This window comes from Streptomyces sp. NBC_01454 (assembly GCF_036227565.1).
Taxonomy (GTDB): domain Bacteria; phylum Actinomycetota; class Actinomycetes; order Streptomycetales; family Streptomycetaceae; genus Streptomyces.
In genome coordinates this window covers 7,398,990-7,413,730 of sequence record NZ_CP109460.1, presented here as the reverse complement: position 1 = coordinate 7,413,730, position 14,741 = coordinate 7,398,990, and the positions used below count along the sequence as shown (strand labels likewise).

At 72.1% G+C, this 14,741-nt stretch carries 12 protein-coding genes; 5 read left to right on the top strand and 7 right to left on the bottom strand.

All coding sequences use genetic code 11. The annotated features are described in order from the left end of the window. Positions 1 to 150: 150 nt before the first annotated feature. Entirely contained in the window at positions 151 to 1,347 is a 1,197-nt protein-coding gene (locus tag OIU81_RS32885; protein WP_329142155.1) for an IS110 family transposase, read from the top strand. A gap of 8 nt (positions 1,348 to 1,355) precedes the next feature. On the opposite strand, the gene OIU81_RS32880 is transcribed toward OIU81_RS32885, so the two are convergent. The 4 genes from OIU81_RS32880 to tdh form a co-directional block, all read right to left on the bottom strand. Then, positions 1,356 to 2,717, bottom strand: a complete 1,362-nt coding sequence (locus OIU81_RS32880; RefSeq protein ID WP_329153675.1) for a chloride channel protein — start codon at positions 2,715 to 2,717, stop codon at positions 1,356 to 1,358. A gap of 162 nt (positions 2,718 to 2,879) precedes the next feature. Further along, complete coding sequence (locus OIU81_RS32875) at positions 2,880 to 3,788, bottom strand: LysR family transcriptional regulator (RefSeq protein WP_329153673.1); 909 nt, start codon at positions 3,786 to 3,788, stop codon at positions 2,880 to 2,882. Positions 3,789 to 3,823: 35 nt separating this feature from the next. Continuing rightward, a complete protein-coding gene (locus OIU81_RS32870; RefSeq protein WP_329153671.1) occupies positions 3,824 to 5,017 on the bottom strand; it encodes a glycine C-acetyltransferase in 1,194 nt (397 codons plus the stop codon). Positions 5,018 to 5,067: 50 nt separating this feature from the next. Continuing rightward, a complete protein-coding gene (gene tdh / locus OIU81_RS32865; protein WP_329153669.1) occupies positions 5,068 to 6,096 on the bottom strand; it encodes an L-threonine 3-dehydrogenase in 1,029 nt (342 codons plus the stop codon). Positions 6,097 to 6,683: 587 nt separating this feature from the next. Between tdh and OIU81_RS32860 the strand changes: the two genes are divergently transcribed. Next, a complete protein-coding gene (locus OIU81_RS32860; RefSeq protein WP_329153667.1) occupies positions 6,684 to 8,303 on the top strand; it encodes a S1 family peptidase in 1,620 nt (539 codons plus the stop codon). Between the two features lie 88 nt (positions 8,304 to 8,391). Here OIU81_RS32860 and OIU81_RS32855 read toward each other — a convergent pair whose 3' ends face one another. Continuing rightward, complete coding sequence (locus tag OIU81_RS32855; RefSeq protein ID WP_329153665.1) at positions 8,392 to 9,111, bottom strand: VOC family protein; 720 nt, start codon at positions 9,109 to 9,111, stop codon at positions 8,392 to 8,394. A gap of 206 nt (positions 9,112 to 9,317) precedes the next feature. Here OIU81_RS32855 and OIU81_RS32850 point away from each other — a divergent pair, with 206 nt between their 5' ends. The 3 genes from OIU81_RS32850 (at position 9,318) to OIU81_RS32840 (ending at position 12,750) form a co-directional block, all read left to right on the top strand. Then, positions 9,318 to 11,738 (top strand): SpoIIE family protein phosphatase, encoded by a 2,421-nt coding sequence (locus OIU81_RS32850; RefSeq protein ID WP_329153663.1) that lies wholly within the window; start codon positions 9,318 to 9,320, stop codon positions 11,736 to 11,738. Positions 11,739 to 11,849: 111 nt separating this feature from the next. After that, positions 11,850 to 12,038 (top strand): hypothetical protein, encoded by a 189-nt coding sequence (locus tag OIU81_RS32845; RefSeq protein ID WP_329153661.1) that lies wholly within the window; start codon positions 11,850 to 11,852, stop codon positions 12,036 to 12,038. A gap of 205 nt (positions 12,039 to 12,243) precedes the next feature. Next, on the top strand, positions 12,244 to 12,750 hold the full coding sequence (locus tag OIU81_RS32840; protein ID WP_329153660.1) for a DinB family protein: 507 nt from the start codon (positions 12,244 to 12,246) through the stop codon (positions 12,748 to 12,750). A gap of 25 nt (positions 12,751 to 12,775) precedes the next feature. On the opposite strand, the gene OIU81_RS32835 is transcribed toward OIU81_RS32840, so the two are convergent. Together OIU81_RS32835 and OIU81_RS32830 are read right to left on the bottom strand one after the other, a co-directional pair. Further along, positions 12,776 to 12,982, bottom strand: a complete 207-nt coding sequence (locus OIU81_RS32835; protein WP_329153658.1) for a hypothetical protein — start codon at positions 12,980 to 12,982, stop codon at positions 12,776 to 12,778. Positions 12,983 to 13,158: 176 nt separating this feature from the next. Beyond that, complete coding sequence (locus tag OIU81_RS32830) at positions 13,159 to 14,610, bottom strand: amino acid permease (RefSeq protein WP_329155527.1); 1,452 nt, start codon at positions 14,608 to 14,610, stop codon at positions 13,159 to 13,161. Positions 14,611 to 14,741: the final 131 nt, after the last annotated feature.

Below are 14,741 nucleotides of genomic sequence, written 5' to 3'. Positions count from 1 at the left end.
CTGCCACCTTGTGGCTTGCGAGGCTTCGCCGCCCGGCACCCCACGACGACTCGGCCGCCGATTAGGAAGTGCGAACAAGTCGCTGCGTAGAGCAATGCCGGCGAAGTCGTCCGTGGCACGAACAGTACGAACACGAACGTCAGGAGCACGATGAGCCGGATATGGGCGGGGATCGACAGCGGCAAGGGCCACCACCACGGCCTCGCCTTGGACACCGACGGCAAAACACTGCTGTCGCGGCGGGTCGCCAACGACGAGCCCGAGCTGCTGAAACTGCTCGGTGACGTCCTCGACCTGGCCGACGGGCGTCAGGTCACCTGGGCCATCGACATGACCGGCGGAGAACCCGCACTGCTGCTGGCCCTGCTGGTCAACCACGGCCAGGAGATCCTGTACATGCCCGGCCGGCTGGTGAACCGGGCCTCCGACGGCTACCGCGGCGAGGGCAAGACCGACGCCCGCGACGCCTACGTGATCGCCGACCAGGCCAGGATGCGCCGCGACCTGCGGCCCATCCGCCCCGGCGACGAAGCCGCCATCGAGCTGAAGCTGCTGACCGGACGCCGCGCCGACCTGGTCGAGGACCGCACCCGCACCGTGAACCGCCTGCGCGGCACCCTGCTGAGCATGTTCCCCGCCCTGGAACGGGCCCTGGACGTGACCAACACCGGCCCGCTCAAGCTGCTGACGGGGTACCAGAGTCCGGCCTCGATCCGCCGCGCCGGGGTCACACGGCTGACCAAGTGGCTGGCCAACCGCACCGTCCGCAACGCAAGATCCCTGGCCGAAGCAGCCGTTGAGGCAGCAGAGCGGCAGCACACCGCCATCCCCGGGGAGAAGACCATAGCCAAGCTGGTCCACACCCTGGCCGGGGAGGTGATGACCCTCAACGAGCAGATCTCCGAGATGGACAAGCTCATCGAGGGCCGGTTTCGCGAGCACGAACTCGCCGACATAGTCCAGAGCGTCCCCGGCATCGGTGCCGTGCTGGGAGCGGAATTCCTCGCCGCTGTCGGCGGCAGCCTGGACGACTTCGACTCTCCGGACGCCCTGGCGGCCTTCGCCGGCGTTGCGCCCGCGCCTCGCGACTCGGGCAAGGTCAGCGGCAACCTCCACCGGCCGGTCGCCTACCACCGAAGACTCCAGCGCGTCTTCTACACCTCCGCGCTCGTCAGCGTCCGCTGCGACCCCAACTCGCGGAAGTTCTACGACCGCAAACGCGCCGAGGGAAAGAAGCACGTCCAAGCCGTGCTCGCCCTCGCCCGCCGCCGCGTCAACGTCCTGTGGGCCCTGATCCGTGACCGACGGTGCTACGAGGTCGCACCCCCAGTGGCTACAGCGGCTTGACAACTTCATTAGGAAGCCCCGGGCGCGGACGCGGGCGGCGCGGACGGCGCGGCGGTGGCCGGCGTGAGCCGCAGCGCCACGACATAGGCGACGACCACGGCGACGATGACCAGCGGCATCACGGTCAGTCCGCTGCCGCCCAGCAGCAGGGTGGCCAGCAGCACCGAGGTCATCGGGAGCCTGAGCATCGCGACGCACATCGCGCCGACACCCATCGCGAAGGCAGCAGTGAGCGACAGGCCGGGCAGGTGGGACAGCACGACACCGCCCGCCGCGCCGAGGAAGAGCGCGGGAAAGATCGGGCCGCCCCGGAAGGCGCTCAGCGACGCGCAGTACGCCAGGCCCTTGCACAGGATCAGCAGCAGCAGTGCCGTCACCGTGTAGCCGGTGCTGTCCCGGAACAGCGAGCCCAGCGCCGACTGGCCCGAATAGAGCATCTCGGTGGCGGACTTGCCGGTGGCCGCGGCGAACGCCACCGCCAGTGCGCCCACCACCAGTCCCGCCAGCATCGTCGCCGGCACACGATGGCGGACGACACGGCCCTTGAGGTACACCGCGAGCCGCCGGACACCGGTCGCCGCGAACGCCGCGAGCACCCCGATGACCAGGGCCCAGCCGAACTCCGGGATCGTCGGCCCGGCGGCCTTGGGGACGTCGTGCAGCGCCAGCGAATACGTCCCCAGGCCGGTCCAGTCCCCCAGCCCGGTGAAGACGAGCGCACCGATGCCGGCCGCGAGCAGCCCGGGCACCAGCACGATCCCCAGCATCGGGCCGCCCAGCCCCGACACCTCCATCAGGAGGAACGCGCCCAGCAGCGGGGAGCCCAGCAGCGCGCTGACCGCGGCGAAGCTGCCGGCGGCACCCACCGCGGCGGCCGCCTGGGCGGGCATCCCCCGGTGCAGCAGCCGCGCGGCGCCCGCGGCCAGGCCGCCGCCGAGGGCGATCAGCGGCGCCTCCGGTCCGAGCACCGCACCGAAGCTGAGGGAGACCAGGGCGGCGAGCACGACGCCGGGGAGCACGGAGAGCGGGGGCGCGCCGTGGAGCGCCAGCCCGTCGGCCGGCTCATGACCACCCTGGCCCGGCAGATGACGGATAGTCAGCCCGACGAGAAGGCCCGCCACCACGAGCAACGGGACCGGCCACCAGATCGGTGTGCCGGCGAAGCCCAGCGCCCGCGGGAGGTCTGTGTAGAGCAGCGGTTCCAGCGCGTGGACCAGCGCGAGAAAGCCGAAGGCGACGGCGCAGACCGGGAAGCCGACCACCGCCGCCACCAGCAGGAGCTTGAGATATCCGCGGTCGCGCACCGGCGCGTACGGATCCTGCGGCACGGTGGCCGCTGGGCCGGTCGGGCCGGCCGGACCGACCGACATGCGCCTCGCCTCCTCGGAACCGGGGCTGCGCCGGCGCCCGCCCGGGCCGCCGCCGTGATGAGCCTGCCACGGCCGGCGGGGGCCGGCATCTTCGGCGCGGCCGGGCGGGTTTCGGGACGGGCGGCGGGCGCGTCGGTGGCGGGCCGGCGCGCGGTGGCTCCGTCACCCCTGCGGCTCCGCCGCCTCCCGCAGGGCGGCCAGGACCGGGCGGAGCAGCGGATGCTCCCCGGCTCCGCGGCGTACCGCGGCGAAGACCCGCCGAGTGGGGGCCACGCCGTCGACGGGCCGGACCACCACGCCCGTGAGGTCCATGTCGCGCAGGGCCGAGCGGGGGACGAGGGCCACCCCGGCGGCGGCCGAGGCGAGCGAGACGACCGCGCGGAAGTCGTCGGAGGAGTGCTCCAGGCGTGGCTCGAACCCGGCGTATTCGCAGGCCAGGACGACCACGTCATGGCAGGGGTTGCCCGGGTAGGGGCCGATCCAGTCATCGCCCGCCAGGTCGGCCACGGCCACCTGTGCCGCGTCGGCGAGTCGGTGGCCGGGCGGCAGGACCGCGTCGAACGGCTCGGCGTAGAGCGGGACGCGGGTCAGCCGCGGGTCGTCGGCGCGGGGCGCGCCCCGGTACTCCACGGCCACCGCCACATCGACCTGCCGGTCGAGGACCATCAGCAGGCTGGCGTCGCCCTCGGCGTCCTGGACGCGGACCCGGATGCCGGGGGCGGTACGGGCCAGCGCGGTCAGGGCGGGCGCGACGACCAGGCCGATGCCGGTGGCGAAGGCCGCGACGGTCACCGTGCCGGCCTCGCCCGAGCCGTAGGCGGCGAGCTCGGACTCGGCGCGCTCCAGCTGGGCCAGGACGGCGTTGGCGTGGGTGAGCAGGATGTCGCCCGCGGCGGTCAGCCGGACGCCGCGGGCGCTGCGCTCCACCAGTCGGTGGCCGGTCTCCTGCTCCAGGGCGGCCAGCTGTTGGGAGACCGCCGAGGGGGTGAGATAGAGCGCGGCGGCCGCGGCGGTGACCGTACGGTGGTCGGCCACCGCACGCAGGATGTGCAGCCGTCGTGCTTCGATCATGCTTCCAGTCTCGCAGGAGCGGCCCGGGGGCCGCCTCAGCCGCCGAGCGCGGCCCTCGCGTCGACGAACGCGTCGACCGCGCGGTGGACGTCCTCGGTGGAGTGGGCGGCGGACAGCTGGACCCGGATCCGTGCCTGGCCCTGCGGGACCACGGGGTAGGAGAAGCCGATGACGTACACCCCGCGCTCCAGGAGCAGCTCCGCCATCCGGGCCGCCTCGGCCGCGTCGCCGATCATGACGGGGGCGATGGCATGGTCGCCGGGGAGGACGTCGAAGCCCTCCGCGGTCATCCGGGAACGGAACAGCGCGGTGTTGTCGCGCAGCCGCTCGCGCAGCTCGCCGGCCGACTCCAGCAGGTCGAGCACCTTCAGCGAGGCGGCGGCGATCACGGGGGCGAGCGAGTTGGAGAAGAGGTAGGGGCGCGAGCGCTGGCGCAGCAGGGCGACGATCTCGGCGCGGGCCGCGACATAGCCGCCGGAGGCACCGCCGAGGGCCTTGCCGAGGGTGCCGGTGATGATGTCGACGCGGTCCATCACGTCGTGGAGTTCGGGGGTGCCGCGGCCGCCGGGGCCGACGAACCCGACGGCGTGCGAGTCGTCGACCATCACCATGGCGCCGTACTGTTCGGCCAGGTCACAGATCTCGCGCAGCGGTGCCACATAGCCGTCCATGGAGAAGACGCCGTCGGTGACGACCAGCTTGCGGCCGGCGCTCCCGGCCTCCTTCAGCTGGCGCTCCAGATCGGCCATGTCGCGGTTGGCGTAGCGGAAGCGGCGGGCCTTGGACAGGCGGATGCCGTCGATGATCGAGGCGTGGTTGAGGGCGTCGGAGATGACCGCGTCGTCCGGGCCGAGCAGGGTCTCGAACACTCCGCCGTTGGCGTCGAAGCAGGAGGAGTAGAGGATCGTGTCCTCCTGGCCGAGGAAGCCGGAGATCCGCTGCTCCAGCTCCTTGTGGACCTCCTGGGTGCCGCAGATGAAGCGGACCGAGGCGAGGCCGTAGCCCCAGCGGTCGAGCGCCTCGTGCGCGGCCGCGACGATCTCGGGGTGGTCGGCGAGGCCGAGGTAGTTGTTGGCGCAGAAGTTGAGGACCTCGCCGGGGTTGCCTCCCGCGGTGACCGCGACGGTGGCGGACTGCGGGGAGCCGATGACGCGCTCGGGCTTGTGCAGTCCGGCGGCGCGGATCTCCTCGAGGGTGCCGCGCAGTTCCTCGCGTACGGAGTCGAACATCAGGGTTTTCTCCTGGAGTTGGGGTGGGACGGACGGGCCGGAGAGGCGGGTCAGCTGGTCCAGTCGAGGATGATCTTGCCGCTCTGGCCGCTGGCGGCGTCGTCGAAGGCGGCGTCGAAGTCCTGGTACGGATAGCGTCCGGTGATCACGGGCGCGAGGTCGAGACCGCCCTCGAGCAGCACGGACATCGCGTACCAGGTCTCGAACATCTCCCGGCCGTAGATGCCCTTGATCGTGATCATGGAGGTGACGATCCGGGCCCAGTCGACCGGGAACTGCTCGGCGGGCAGGCCGAGGACGGCGATCCGGCCGCCGTGCGTCATGTTGGCGATCATGTCGCGCATCGCCTCGGGCCGGCCGGACATCTCCAGTCCGATGTCGAAGCCCTCGCGCAGGCCGAGCGCGCGCTGGCCCTCGGCGATCGTCGTCTCGGCGACATTGAGGGCCAGGCTGACGCCGACCTTGCGGGCCAGGGCGAGGCGCGGCTCACTGACGTCCGTGATCATGACATTGCGGGCGCCGGCGTGCCGGGCGACGGCCGCGGCCATGATGCCGATCGGTCCGGCGCCGGTGATCAGCACGTCCTCGCCGACCAGCGGGAACGACAGCGCGGTGTGCACGGCGTTGCCGAACGGGTCGAAGACGGCGGCGATATCGAGGTCGACGGGGACGCGGTGCACCCAGACATTGCCGGCGGGCAGCGCCACCAGCTCGGCGAAGGCGCCGTCGCGGCCGACGCCGAGGCCGACGGTGGAGCGGCACAGGTGGCGGCGGCCGGCCTGACAGTTGCGGCACTTTCCGCAGACCAGATGGCCCTCGCCGCTGACCAGATCGCCGGTCTTGATGTCGGCCACGTCGCGGCCGGTCTCCACCACCTCGCCGACGAACTCGTGGCCGATCGTCAGCGGGGTGTCGATCGACTGCTGGGCCCAGCCGTCCCAGGCGCGGATGTGCAGATCCGTGCCGCAGATGCCGGTGCGCAGCACCTTTATCAACACATCGCCCGGGCCGATGGCCGGTTCCGGCACGTCCATGAGCCAGAGCCCCGGCTCTGCTTTCTGCTTGACCAGCGCCTTCACGGATCGGCTCCCGTACGTGAGTGTGACCTGCCGGGGGCCCGCCGCGGCCGCCCGATCTTCGTCAGGAAATCTTCCCTACCTCGGCCGCCGGGTCCATCGAGGTTTTCTTAAGCGCGGTCACAGCTGCCCTTTACGCCCCACTGTTTCCGGGGGTCACAGGCGACACAGGGGCTCGGGAAACCGCAGGAAATCGGCCATCGGATTCGCCATGTGCAGGTCAGTGGGTCCGGCGGCGCCGGTGACCGGCCGGCCCGGGGGCGGCCCGGCCGGTCACCGGAACCACTCGGACGGCAGGCGTCGGGCTGCTCCGGACGGGCGGGGTGGACGCCGCGGTGCCGGCACGGCGGGACGGCGGCGCGGATGTCCGGCGGGCGCGCGGCGCCGGTCGGGCGTGCGGGGCCCGGGAGTGTAAACGTTCGCCACCGCAAGCGTCGGAATTCATCACAGGGTGAGTGGCCGTGAGACGGGGGTGCACGGCGCTACGTAGGACTGAGTGCAACCACACGGGCGCCGATGCGACGCACCCCGGCCCCCGTGTGCCTGGTTCCTGTGCGTCCCTGGAGGTCAGTGAATTGAGCCACCGACATGTGAACAAGCGGACCGGTGCCATCGCCGGCGCCGCTGCGGCCGCGATCGCGGGCGCAGCGATCCTGCTCCCCAACGCCCACGCGAGCACGGATCAGCCGGCGGCCCCGAAGACGCTCAGCGCCCACTCGGCCACCCAGCTGGCCGCGTCCCTGAAGGCAGATCTCGGGGACCAGTCCGCCGGGTGGTACCTGGACGGCGCCAATGGCCATCTGGTCATGAACGTCCTGTCGAAGGACGACGCCGCGAGCGTCACGGCCAAGGGCGCGGTCGCCAAGGTCGTGCAGAACAGCATGACCGCGCTGAAGTCCGGCGCGGCGACGCTGCGTACCAACGCCTCGATCCCCGGCACCGCGTGGTCGATCGACCCGAAGACCAACAAGATCGTGGTGGTCGCCGACAGAACGGTCACCGGCGCAAAGATGGCCAAGCTGAGCACGACCACGGACGGCATGGGCGCCGGCATGGTCACCGTGAAGCGGTCGCAGGGTGAGTTCAAGCGATATGACGGAGGGGAGGCCGGGGACGCGGGGAGCGCGGCCGGCGGCGACGCCGGGCAGGCCGCGGGCGGTGCCGGGGACGCGGCAGCCGGCGGGGCGGGCGACGCGGGAGCCGGCGGGGCGGGAGCCGGCGGCGCGGGTAACGCCTCGTCCGGCGGCGCCGCGGCATCCGGTGGTGGCGGCGGCGCGGGCGGTGCCGGCGGCGGACAGGCCGCGGGACCGGTCGGCGGCAGTGCCATCTTCGGCGGCAACGCACGCTGCTCGCTGGGCTTCAACGTCACGGTCAAGGGCGCACCCGCCTTCCTGACGGCGGGTCACTGCGGCAACGACTCCAAGACCTGGACGGCCGACCAGGGCGGCGGGCAGCCGCTGGGCACGGTCGCCGACTCCAAGTTCCCCAAGACCGACTTCGCGCTGGTCAAGTACGACGATGCGAGCGCCAAGCCGGAGAGCTCGGTCGACCTGGGCAACGGCAGCACCCAGAAGATCACCAAGGCGGCGGAGGCCGCCGTGGGCATGAAGGTGCAGCGCTCGGGCAGCACCACCGGCGTCCATGACGGCACCGTCACCGGCCTTGACGCGACGGTGAATTACGGCAACGGCGACATCGTCAACGGCCTGATACAGACGGATGTCTGCGCGGAGCCCGGCGACAGCGGCGGCTCGATGTTCTCCGGTGACTCGGCGGTCGGCCTCACCTCGGGCGGCAGCGGCGACTGCACCCAGGGCGGCGAGACCTTCTTCCAGCCGGTGACCGACGCGCTCAAGGCCACCGGAGCGGAGATCGGCGCCGGCGGCGCCGGAGGCGGCGGTGCCAACGGCGCCGGGGGCGACAACGGCGCGGGCAGTGCCAACGGCGCAGGTGGTGCCAACGGCGCAGGCGGCGCCAACGGCGCGGGCGGTGCAGGCGACGCGGGCGGTGCAGGCGACGCGGGAGCGGGAAACGCCGGTGCCGGAAGCGCCGGCGCGGGATCGCAGGACCCGGGAACCGGTGCGCAGGACCCCGGTACGGGAGCACAGGACCCCGGAGCGGGCGCCCAGGACCCCGGTACCGGTGCCCAGGACCCGGGAGCCGGTGGCAGCAGCGACTCCGGTGCGGGCAGCGGTGATTCCCTGAACTGACCTCCGCACGGCCTGTCGTGTCCCGGCCCCGCCCCCTTCCGTCGCGAAGGGGCGCGGGGCCGGGGCGCGCCGTGGTCCGGCCGGGGTCTCAGGGCGAGGTGATGGTGAAGAAGCCGCCGTCGGGGTCGCGGATGACGGCCTGGCAGCCCCCCTCCTCGGTCGGTGTCACGGGAGTGACCGTCCCGCCGGCCGCCACCGCGGCGGCCGCCACCTTCTCGACGTCACCGACCGGGAAATGAACGTGCCAGCGGGGACGCACCCGCGGGTCCGGGGCGGACTCCACCCCACCGCCGCGCAGCGTGGCGACGGTATGGGTGCCGTCGCGGACGATCACCTGGTCGTGTTCGTAGGTCACATCGCAGCCGCCCGGTTTGCCGGAGGCCCAGTCGAAGACCTCCGCGTAGAAGATGGCGGCGGCGAAGGCGTCGCGGGTGCGCAGTTCCAGGCAGGCGGGCGCATTGCCCTGCCCCACCGACCAGGCCATGGTCTGGCCTTCCCAGAAGCCGAAGGCGGCGCCGTCGCGGTCGGCGGCGAGGGCGGCGCGCCCGGGGCCGAGCTTGAGCGGGCCGACGGCGACCGTCGCCCCGCGCTCGCGGATCCGGCCCGCGGTGTCATCGGCGTTCTCCACCGCGAAATAAGACGTCCAGGCCACCGCGACCTGGAAGTTCTGGGCGAGGGCCCCGATGCCGGCCACCGGCTCCCCGTCGGCTATCGCCACGCAGAACTCCTCACCGAGGCTGGCCGGGCGGAACCGCCAGCCCAGGACCGCGGAGTAGAACTTCTGGGCGGCCTCCAGATCGTGTGTCATCAGGCTGACCCAGCACGGAGCGCCACGTACCGCGGTGACGGGGCCACGGGCCGACCTCACATCTGCCTCCTGTCGCTGACCACCCCTCCACTCTGCCAGCGACGGGGCACAGCCGCACCAAGGGCGCATCCCGGTGCGGCAGCGCAGTTGTGCCGGTCTTCATCCGGCTCGATGCTGTAGATACTGAACCGGGCTGGGCTGATGCCATGAACGCATGGAACGCGGCGGAGAGTGCCGACTTCCGTGGTCCCCTCGACGTCACCAGGGCGGCCACAGCGGTTCTGGATGCCCAGGACACGGTCATCGGGTGGAGTCCGGCCGCCCAGGATCTGCTCGGCTACCTCCCCGAGGAGATTCTCGGGCACCATCTGGAGACGCTGGTGCCGGCCGGGGACGCCTGGGCCGAACAGTCGCCGGACGCCGCACGGCGCAGCAGTCAGTCACGGGCGGTACGGCACCGCGACGGCCGGCTGCTGCGGATGGCCGTGGTCATCTGCCCGCTCGCCAAAGTGCCCGACGGCGCCGGTACGCTGCCGGCCCGGGTGCTGGTGGCGGCCGATCTGGGCGCCCACCGGTGGTGGGAGTCCCGCCAGGCGATGCTGCACGGCCTGGCCACCCAGTCCCCGGTGAGCCTGGGCATCTATGACACGGAGTTGCGGCTGACCTGGGCGAACACCGCGTACATCCGGGAGGTCGGGCTGCCGCTGCGGGAGTTCCTCGGCGCCCGGGCCGACGAGCTGTACCCGGACGCCGAGTTCATGACCGACGGCTACCCGCGCACCCTCGACGCGGTGATGCACCAGGTCATCGACACCGGTGAACCGATCCTCGATCTGCACCTCGTCGGCCAGCTGCCCTCCGACCCGGGCACCGATCACGTCTGGTCCTGCGCCTACTACCGGCTGCAGGACGCCCGCGGCCAGGTGCTGGGCATCTGCGAGGACGCCTTCGACATCACCGACCGCTACCAGGCACAGCGCCGGCTGAACCTGCTGGTGGAGGCCGGTGCCCGGATCGGCACCACGCTCGACATGACCGTCACCGCGCGGGAGATCACCGAGGTGGCGGTCCCGGACTTCGCCTCCATGGTCACCGTCGACCTGGTGGCGTCCGTCCTGGACGGTGAGGAGCCGGGGACGGGCGACGGCGGCGTGCCCACCCTGATGCGGGTCGCCGCCCGCTCCGCCCGCTCCGTCCGTGGCGCCCCGGCCTCCCCGCCCGCCGACCCGCACCGTGTGGAGTACCCGCCCGGTTCGCTCCAGTACCGCAGCCTGTCCTCGGGCGGCATGGTGCGCGAGGAGGGCGCCCTGGTCGTGCCGTTGCGAGCCGGCGGCACCCCGATGGGGCTGGTCACCTTCCTCCGTGACGGCCGGGAGTCGCTCTTCGACACCGAGGAGACCGAACTCGCCGACGAACTGGTCCTCCGCACCGCGGTGTGCCTGGACAACGCCCGCCGCTTCGCCCGGGAGCACAAGGCCGCGCTGACCCTGCAGCGCAATCTGCTGCCGCAGCATCTGCCGGCGCAATCCGCCGTCGAGCTCGCCTACCGCTATCTGCCCAGCGACGACCGGGCCGGGGTCGGCGGCGACTGGTTCGACGTGATCGGTCTGTCGGGCACCCGGGTCGGGCTGGTCGTCGGGGACGTGGTCGGCCACGGTCTCCAGGCCGCGGCGACCATGGGCCGGCTGCGGACGACGGTGCGCGCCCTGGCCCGGCTGGACCTCTCCCCCGACGAGTTGCTGAGCCGGCTGGACGACCTGGTGGGACCGACCACCGAGGACGGGGTCGCCACGGTCGCCGACGAGGACGGCACGGACGATGTGACCATCGGCGTGACCTGCCTGTATGCCGTCTACGACCCGGTGTCACGGCGCTGCACCCTCGCGCGGGCCGGCCATCTGCCGCCGGCCGTCGTCGCCCCGGAGGGCGGCCTGTCCTTCCCCGATCTGCCGGAGGGCCCGCCGCTGGGCCTGGGGGGCCTGCCGTTCGAGTCCCTGGAGATCGAGCTGCCGGCCGGCAGCCTGATGGCCCTGTTCACGGACGGGCTGGTCGAGGCCCGCGACCGGGACGTCGACGAGGGGCTGGAGATCCTGGGGCGGGTGCTGAGCGAGCACGACCGGCCGCTGGACGAGCTCTGCGACCATGCGCTGGCCGAACTGCTGCCGGACGGTCCGGCCGCCGATGACTCGGCGCTGCTGCTGGTGCGCACCCGTGAGCTGGACGCCCGGCAGGTGGCGGCCTGGGAGCTGCCCGCGGAGCCCACCGCGGTGGGCAGGGCCCGCGAACTGGCCACCCGGCAGCTGACCGAGTGGGGCCTGGAGGAGCTGTCCTACACGACCCAGCTCGTGGTCAGCGAGCTGGTCACCAACGCCGTACGGCATGCGTCCGGGCCGCTGCACCTGCGGCTGCTGCGCGACCGGACCCTGCTGACCGAGGTGTCGGACACCGGCCACACCTCGCCCCACCTGCGGTACAGCGCCAGCGACGACGAGGGCGGGCGGGGGCTGTTCATCGTCGCGCAGCTGGTGCAGCGCTGGGGCACGCGCTACACGCCGGACGGCAAGACGATCTGGACCGAGCAGGCGTATCCGCCGCGGTATCCGGGGGCTCCGCGGCCGGACGGGTGACCCGCCGCGCCGGGCCGGCCCGGCGCACATCGTGCGGGTGTTCGGAGGCGGTCCCATGATGGAACCAAGCGAGGTCCCGGCGACCCGGCGGGCGCGGACAGAGGAGGACCTGTGACGACCAATGGCAGGGAGTCGGCCGAGCGGCGGCCGGCCGAGCTGTACACCGGTAGCGAGCGGCCCTACGACCCGGAGGATCTGGTGAAGGTCTCCGGGCGCGAACCCACCCCCGCGAGCCTGGAATGGGCCAGGCGCCTGATCGCCGAGGAAGGCCCCGGCGCCATCGAGCGGTATCTGCCGTGACGGCCGACGGCTGAGAGTTCCGGGAGCGGCCGGGCGGCCCGTTCCGCGGTGGGTGTGCCATGGCGCACCGTCCGGGGAGCGGGCCGCCCGGCCGCTCCTGTCCCGACAGCCCCGGTAAACGCCTTGCGGCGGCGCGCGGCACCCGGAAAGATCCTTTCGCCCGGCGGTGCCCTGCCCGGGAACGCGCCGTGGAAAGGAACCCTCCGTGACCACCGAACGCCTCGCCCCGCCCGTACGCGCCGGCGAGCGGGAGACGCTGCGCTCCTTTCTGGACTTCCACCGGGCCACCCTCGCCATGAAGACCGACGGCCTCGGCGACGAGGACCTCCGGCGCCGGTCGAGCCCGCCGTCCACGCTCTCCCTGCTCGGTCTGGTGCGGCACATGGCGGAGGTGGAGCGCGCCTGGTTCCGGCGGGTGATCAACGGCGAGGACGTCCCGCTCGTCTGGTCGCCGGAGGGGGACTACCAGGTGGCGTACGACGCCCGGACGGCCACCCGCGCCGAGGCCTTCGAGGCCTGGCAGGCCGAGGTGGCGCACGCCCGCCGCATCGAGCGGGAGGCCGCCTCGCTCGATGTCACGGGCTACCAGCCCCGCTGGGGCGAGCATGTCTCCCTGCGTCTGGTGATGCTGCATCTGATCCACGAGTACGCCCGCCACAACGGCCATGCGGACTTCCTGCGGGAGGCCATCGACGGCACGGTGGGCGCCTGACCGGCCGGCCTGTCTGCCTCCGGCCCTACCCGAGTTCCAGGCTGGTGACCGCGACGGTGCGCTCCTGATCCGCCGGCGGGACCGGCCCGTTGTCCCTCCGCACGGTGTGCGACCGCGGGGTCGGGCCGCGGGCGGTGACCAGGGCACGGGCGGCGTCCCGGGGCCCAGGGACGTCGAGGAAGATCTCGACGGCCGGGCCGGCGGGAAAGCAGCGCCGGTCGTGGTCGGCCACCGCGTCGAGGTGCGCTCCGGCGACGGGGACGGTGTCCGGCGTCGGGGTGGTCGGGCCGGTGGGGCGTCCGCCGTAGCGGACGGTGTCGTAGGGGCGAGTGAACGGGGCGGTGCACGAGGCGGGCCGGGGCAGGGGTGCCGCCGGCCCGCCGCTGAAAAACGAGTCTCGGGCGCGGCCTAGATGAGGTCCATCGCGGCGACCTCGTCGGGGCGGCCGTAGCTGACCGGCCCCTGGAAGCGCCGCCGGGCGGTGGCGAACCACCACACGGTGGCGATGAGCAGCACCACGGCCAGCGCGAGTGGCGCGTAGTTGAACGAGACGGGGGTGATCGGGGACGCCTGCGGCAGCATGAACAGCACATTGCTGATCAGGATCCAGGCCACCGCGATCGCCGCGACGGGCTTGCCGTAGCGCCCGAGGTTCCACGGTCCGGCCTGGAAGTCGTCGAGCCGCAGCCGCAGAAATATGGGCACGGCGTAGGCGAGGAACAGCCCGACGACGTTGACGCTCACCACGGCGGTGAAGGCGGTGTGGGACCACCAGCCGGGCAGCACCAGCACCAGGGGGCAGGCCGCGGCGAGCCAGACGGCTTTGACGGGCGTGCGGGTCCGCGCGGACACCGAATGCCACCAGCGGGAGCCGGGCATCGCACCGTCGCGGGAGAAGGCGAAGATCTGCCGGGTATTGCTGGTCATGTTGGCCAGTCCGCAGAACAGCATGGCCCCGATAACGATCAACAGCAGGAACTTCGCGGTGCCCTGCCCCAGCGCGTCGACGAGAATCTGCACCGGCGGCGCCTCGGCGTTCGCGGCGTGCCCGTAGTCACGGATCGCGTACACCAGCGCGAGCATGAGGATCAGTCCGGTGAGCGCGGAGTAGCTGATCGCCCGCATGATGCCCCTGGGCGCGTTGACCGTCGCCTTCACCGTTTCTTCGGACATGTGGAAACTGCCGTCGAATCCCGTGAAGGTCCAGCTGGTGACGAGCAGTCCCAGCATTCCGCCGTAAATCGCATGCGTGAAACCGGTGTTGTTGACGAAGTGCAGCGCGAACGACGGCGGCTGATGGTCGGCGGGTATCACGGTCAGTGCACCGACGATCACCACCATGCCGACCAGCAGCCACCACACGGAAATGCGGTTCACCACCGCGACCAGCTGCACCGTATAGGCGTTGGCCAGTGCCTGGAGAAGAAGGATGGCCGCGGTGATGCCGACCGTTTCCTGCGGCATCGGCCGATAGTCCGGCCACTGCATCGCGAGGAACGCCTGGATGAACGTGGCGGCGGCGAAGTTGGTGGCGGCGGTGCCGCCGACCTGGCCGACGAAGTTCAGCCACCCCGTGTACCAGGACCAGGCTCCCTTGTGGCGTTTGGCCAGCTTGCCGGCCGAGAAGTAGAGCGCGCCGCTGGTCGGGTAGGCGGAGGCGATCTCGCCCATCGCGGCGCCGACGAACAGCACCATGACCGAGACGCCGATCCAGCCGAGGACCAGGACCCGCGGCCCGCCGGCGTTCATCCCGAAGCCGAAGGAGGAGAAGATCCCGGAAATGATGTTGATGATGGTGAAGGAGATCGCGAAATTGTCGAATGCGCGGAATCTGCGGGTGAGTTTCCGCGGATAGCCCATGGCATGGAGCGTGGCGTCATCGTCGAGGGTGACGGAATCGGCCGCGTGGGGGGATTTCGAGCGAGCTGGGGACATACGCTCGGACACAACCGCACCTTTCTGGGAAAGCGGGGGGATGGGGTCGGGGTGAG

Bases quoted from the DNA above. Each gene is read 5' to 3' on its own strand.
- OIU81_RS32885 (WP_329142155.1), top strand. From the start codon at position 151: ATGAGCCGGATATGGGCGGGGATCGACAGCGGCAAGGGCCACCACCAC.
- OIU81_RS32850 (WP_329153663.1), top strand. From the start codon at position 9,318: ATGAACGCATGGAACGCGGCGGAGAGTGCCGACTTCCGTGGTCCCCTC.
- OIU81_RS32880 (WP_329153675.1), bottom strand. From the start codon at position 2,717: ATGTCGGTCGGTCCGGCCGGCCCGACCGGCCCAGCGGCCACCGTGCCG.
- OIU81_RS32870 (WP_329153671.1), bottom strand. From the start codon at position 5,017: ATGTTCGACTCCGTACGCGAGGAACTGCGCGGCACCCTCGAGGAGATC.
- OIU81_RS32855 (WP_329153665.1), bottom strand. From the start codon at position 9,111: ATGACACACGATCTGGAGGCCGCCCAGAAGTTCTACTCCGCGGTCCTG.
- OIU81_RS32875 (WP_329153673.1), bottom strand. From the start codon at position 3,788: ATGATCGAAGCACGACGGCTGCACATCCTGCGTGCGGTGGCCGACCAC.
- OIU81_RS32830 (WP_329155527.1), bottom strand. From the start codon at position 14,610: ATGGGCTATCCGCGGAAACTCACCCGCAGATTCCGCGCATTCGACAAT.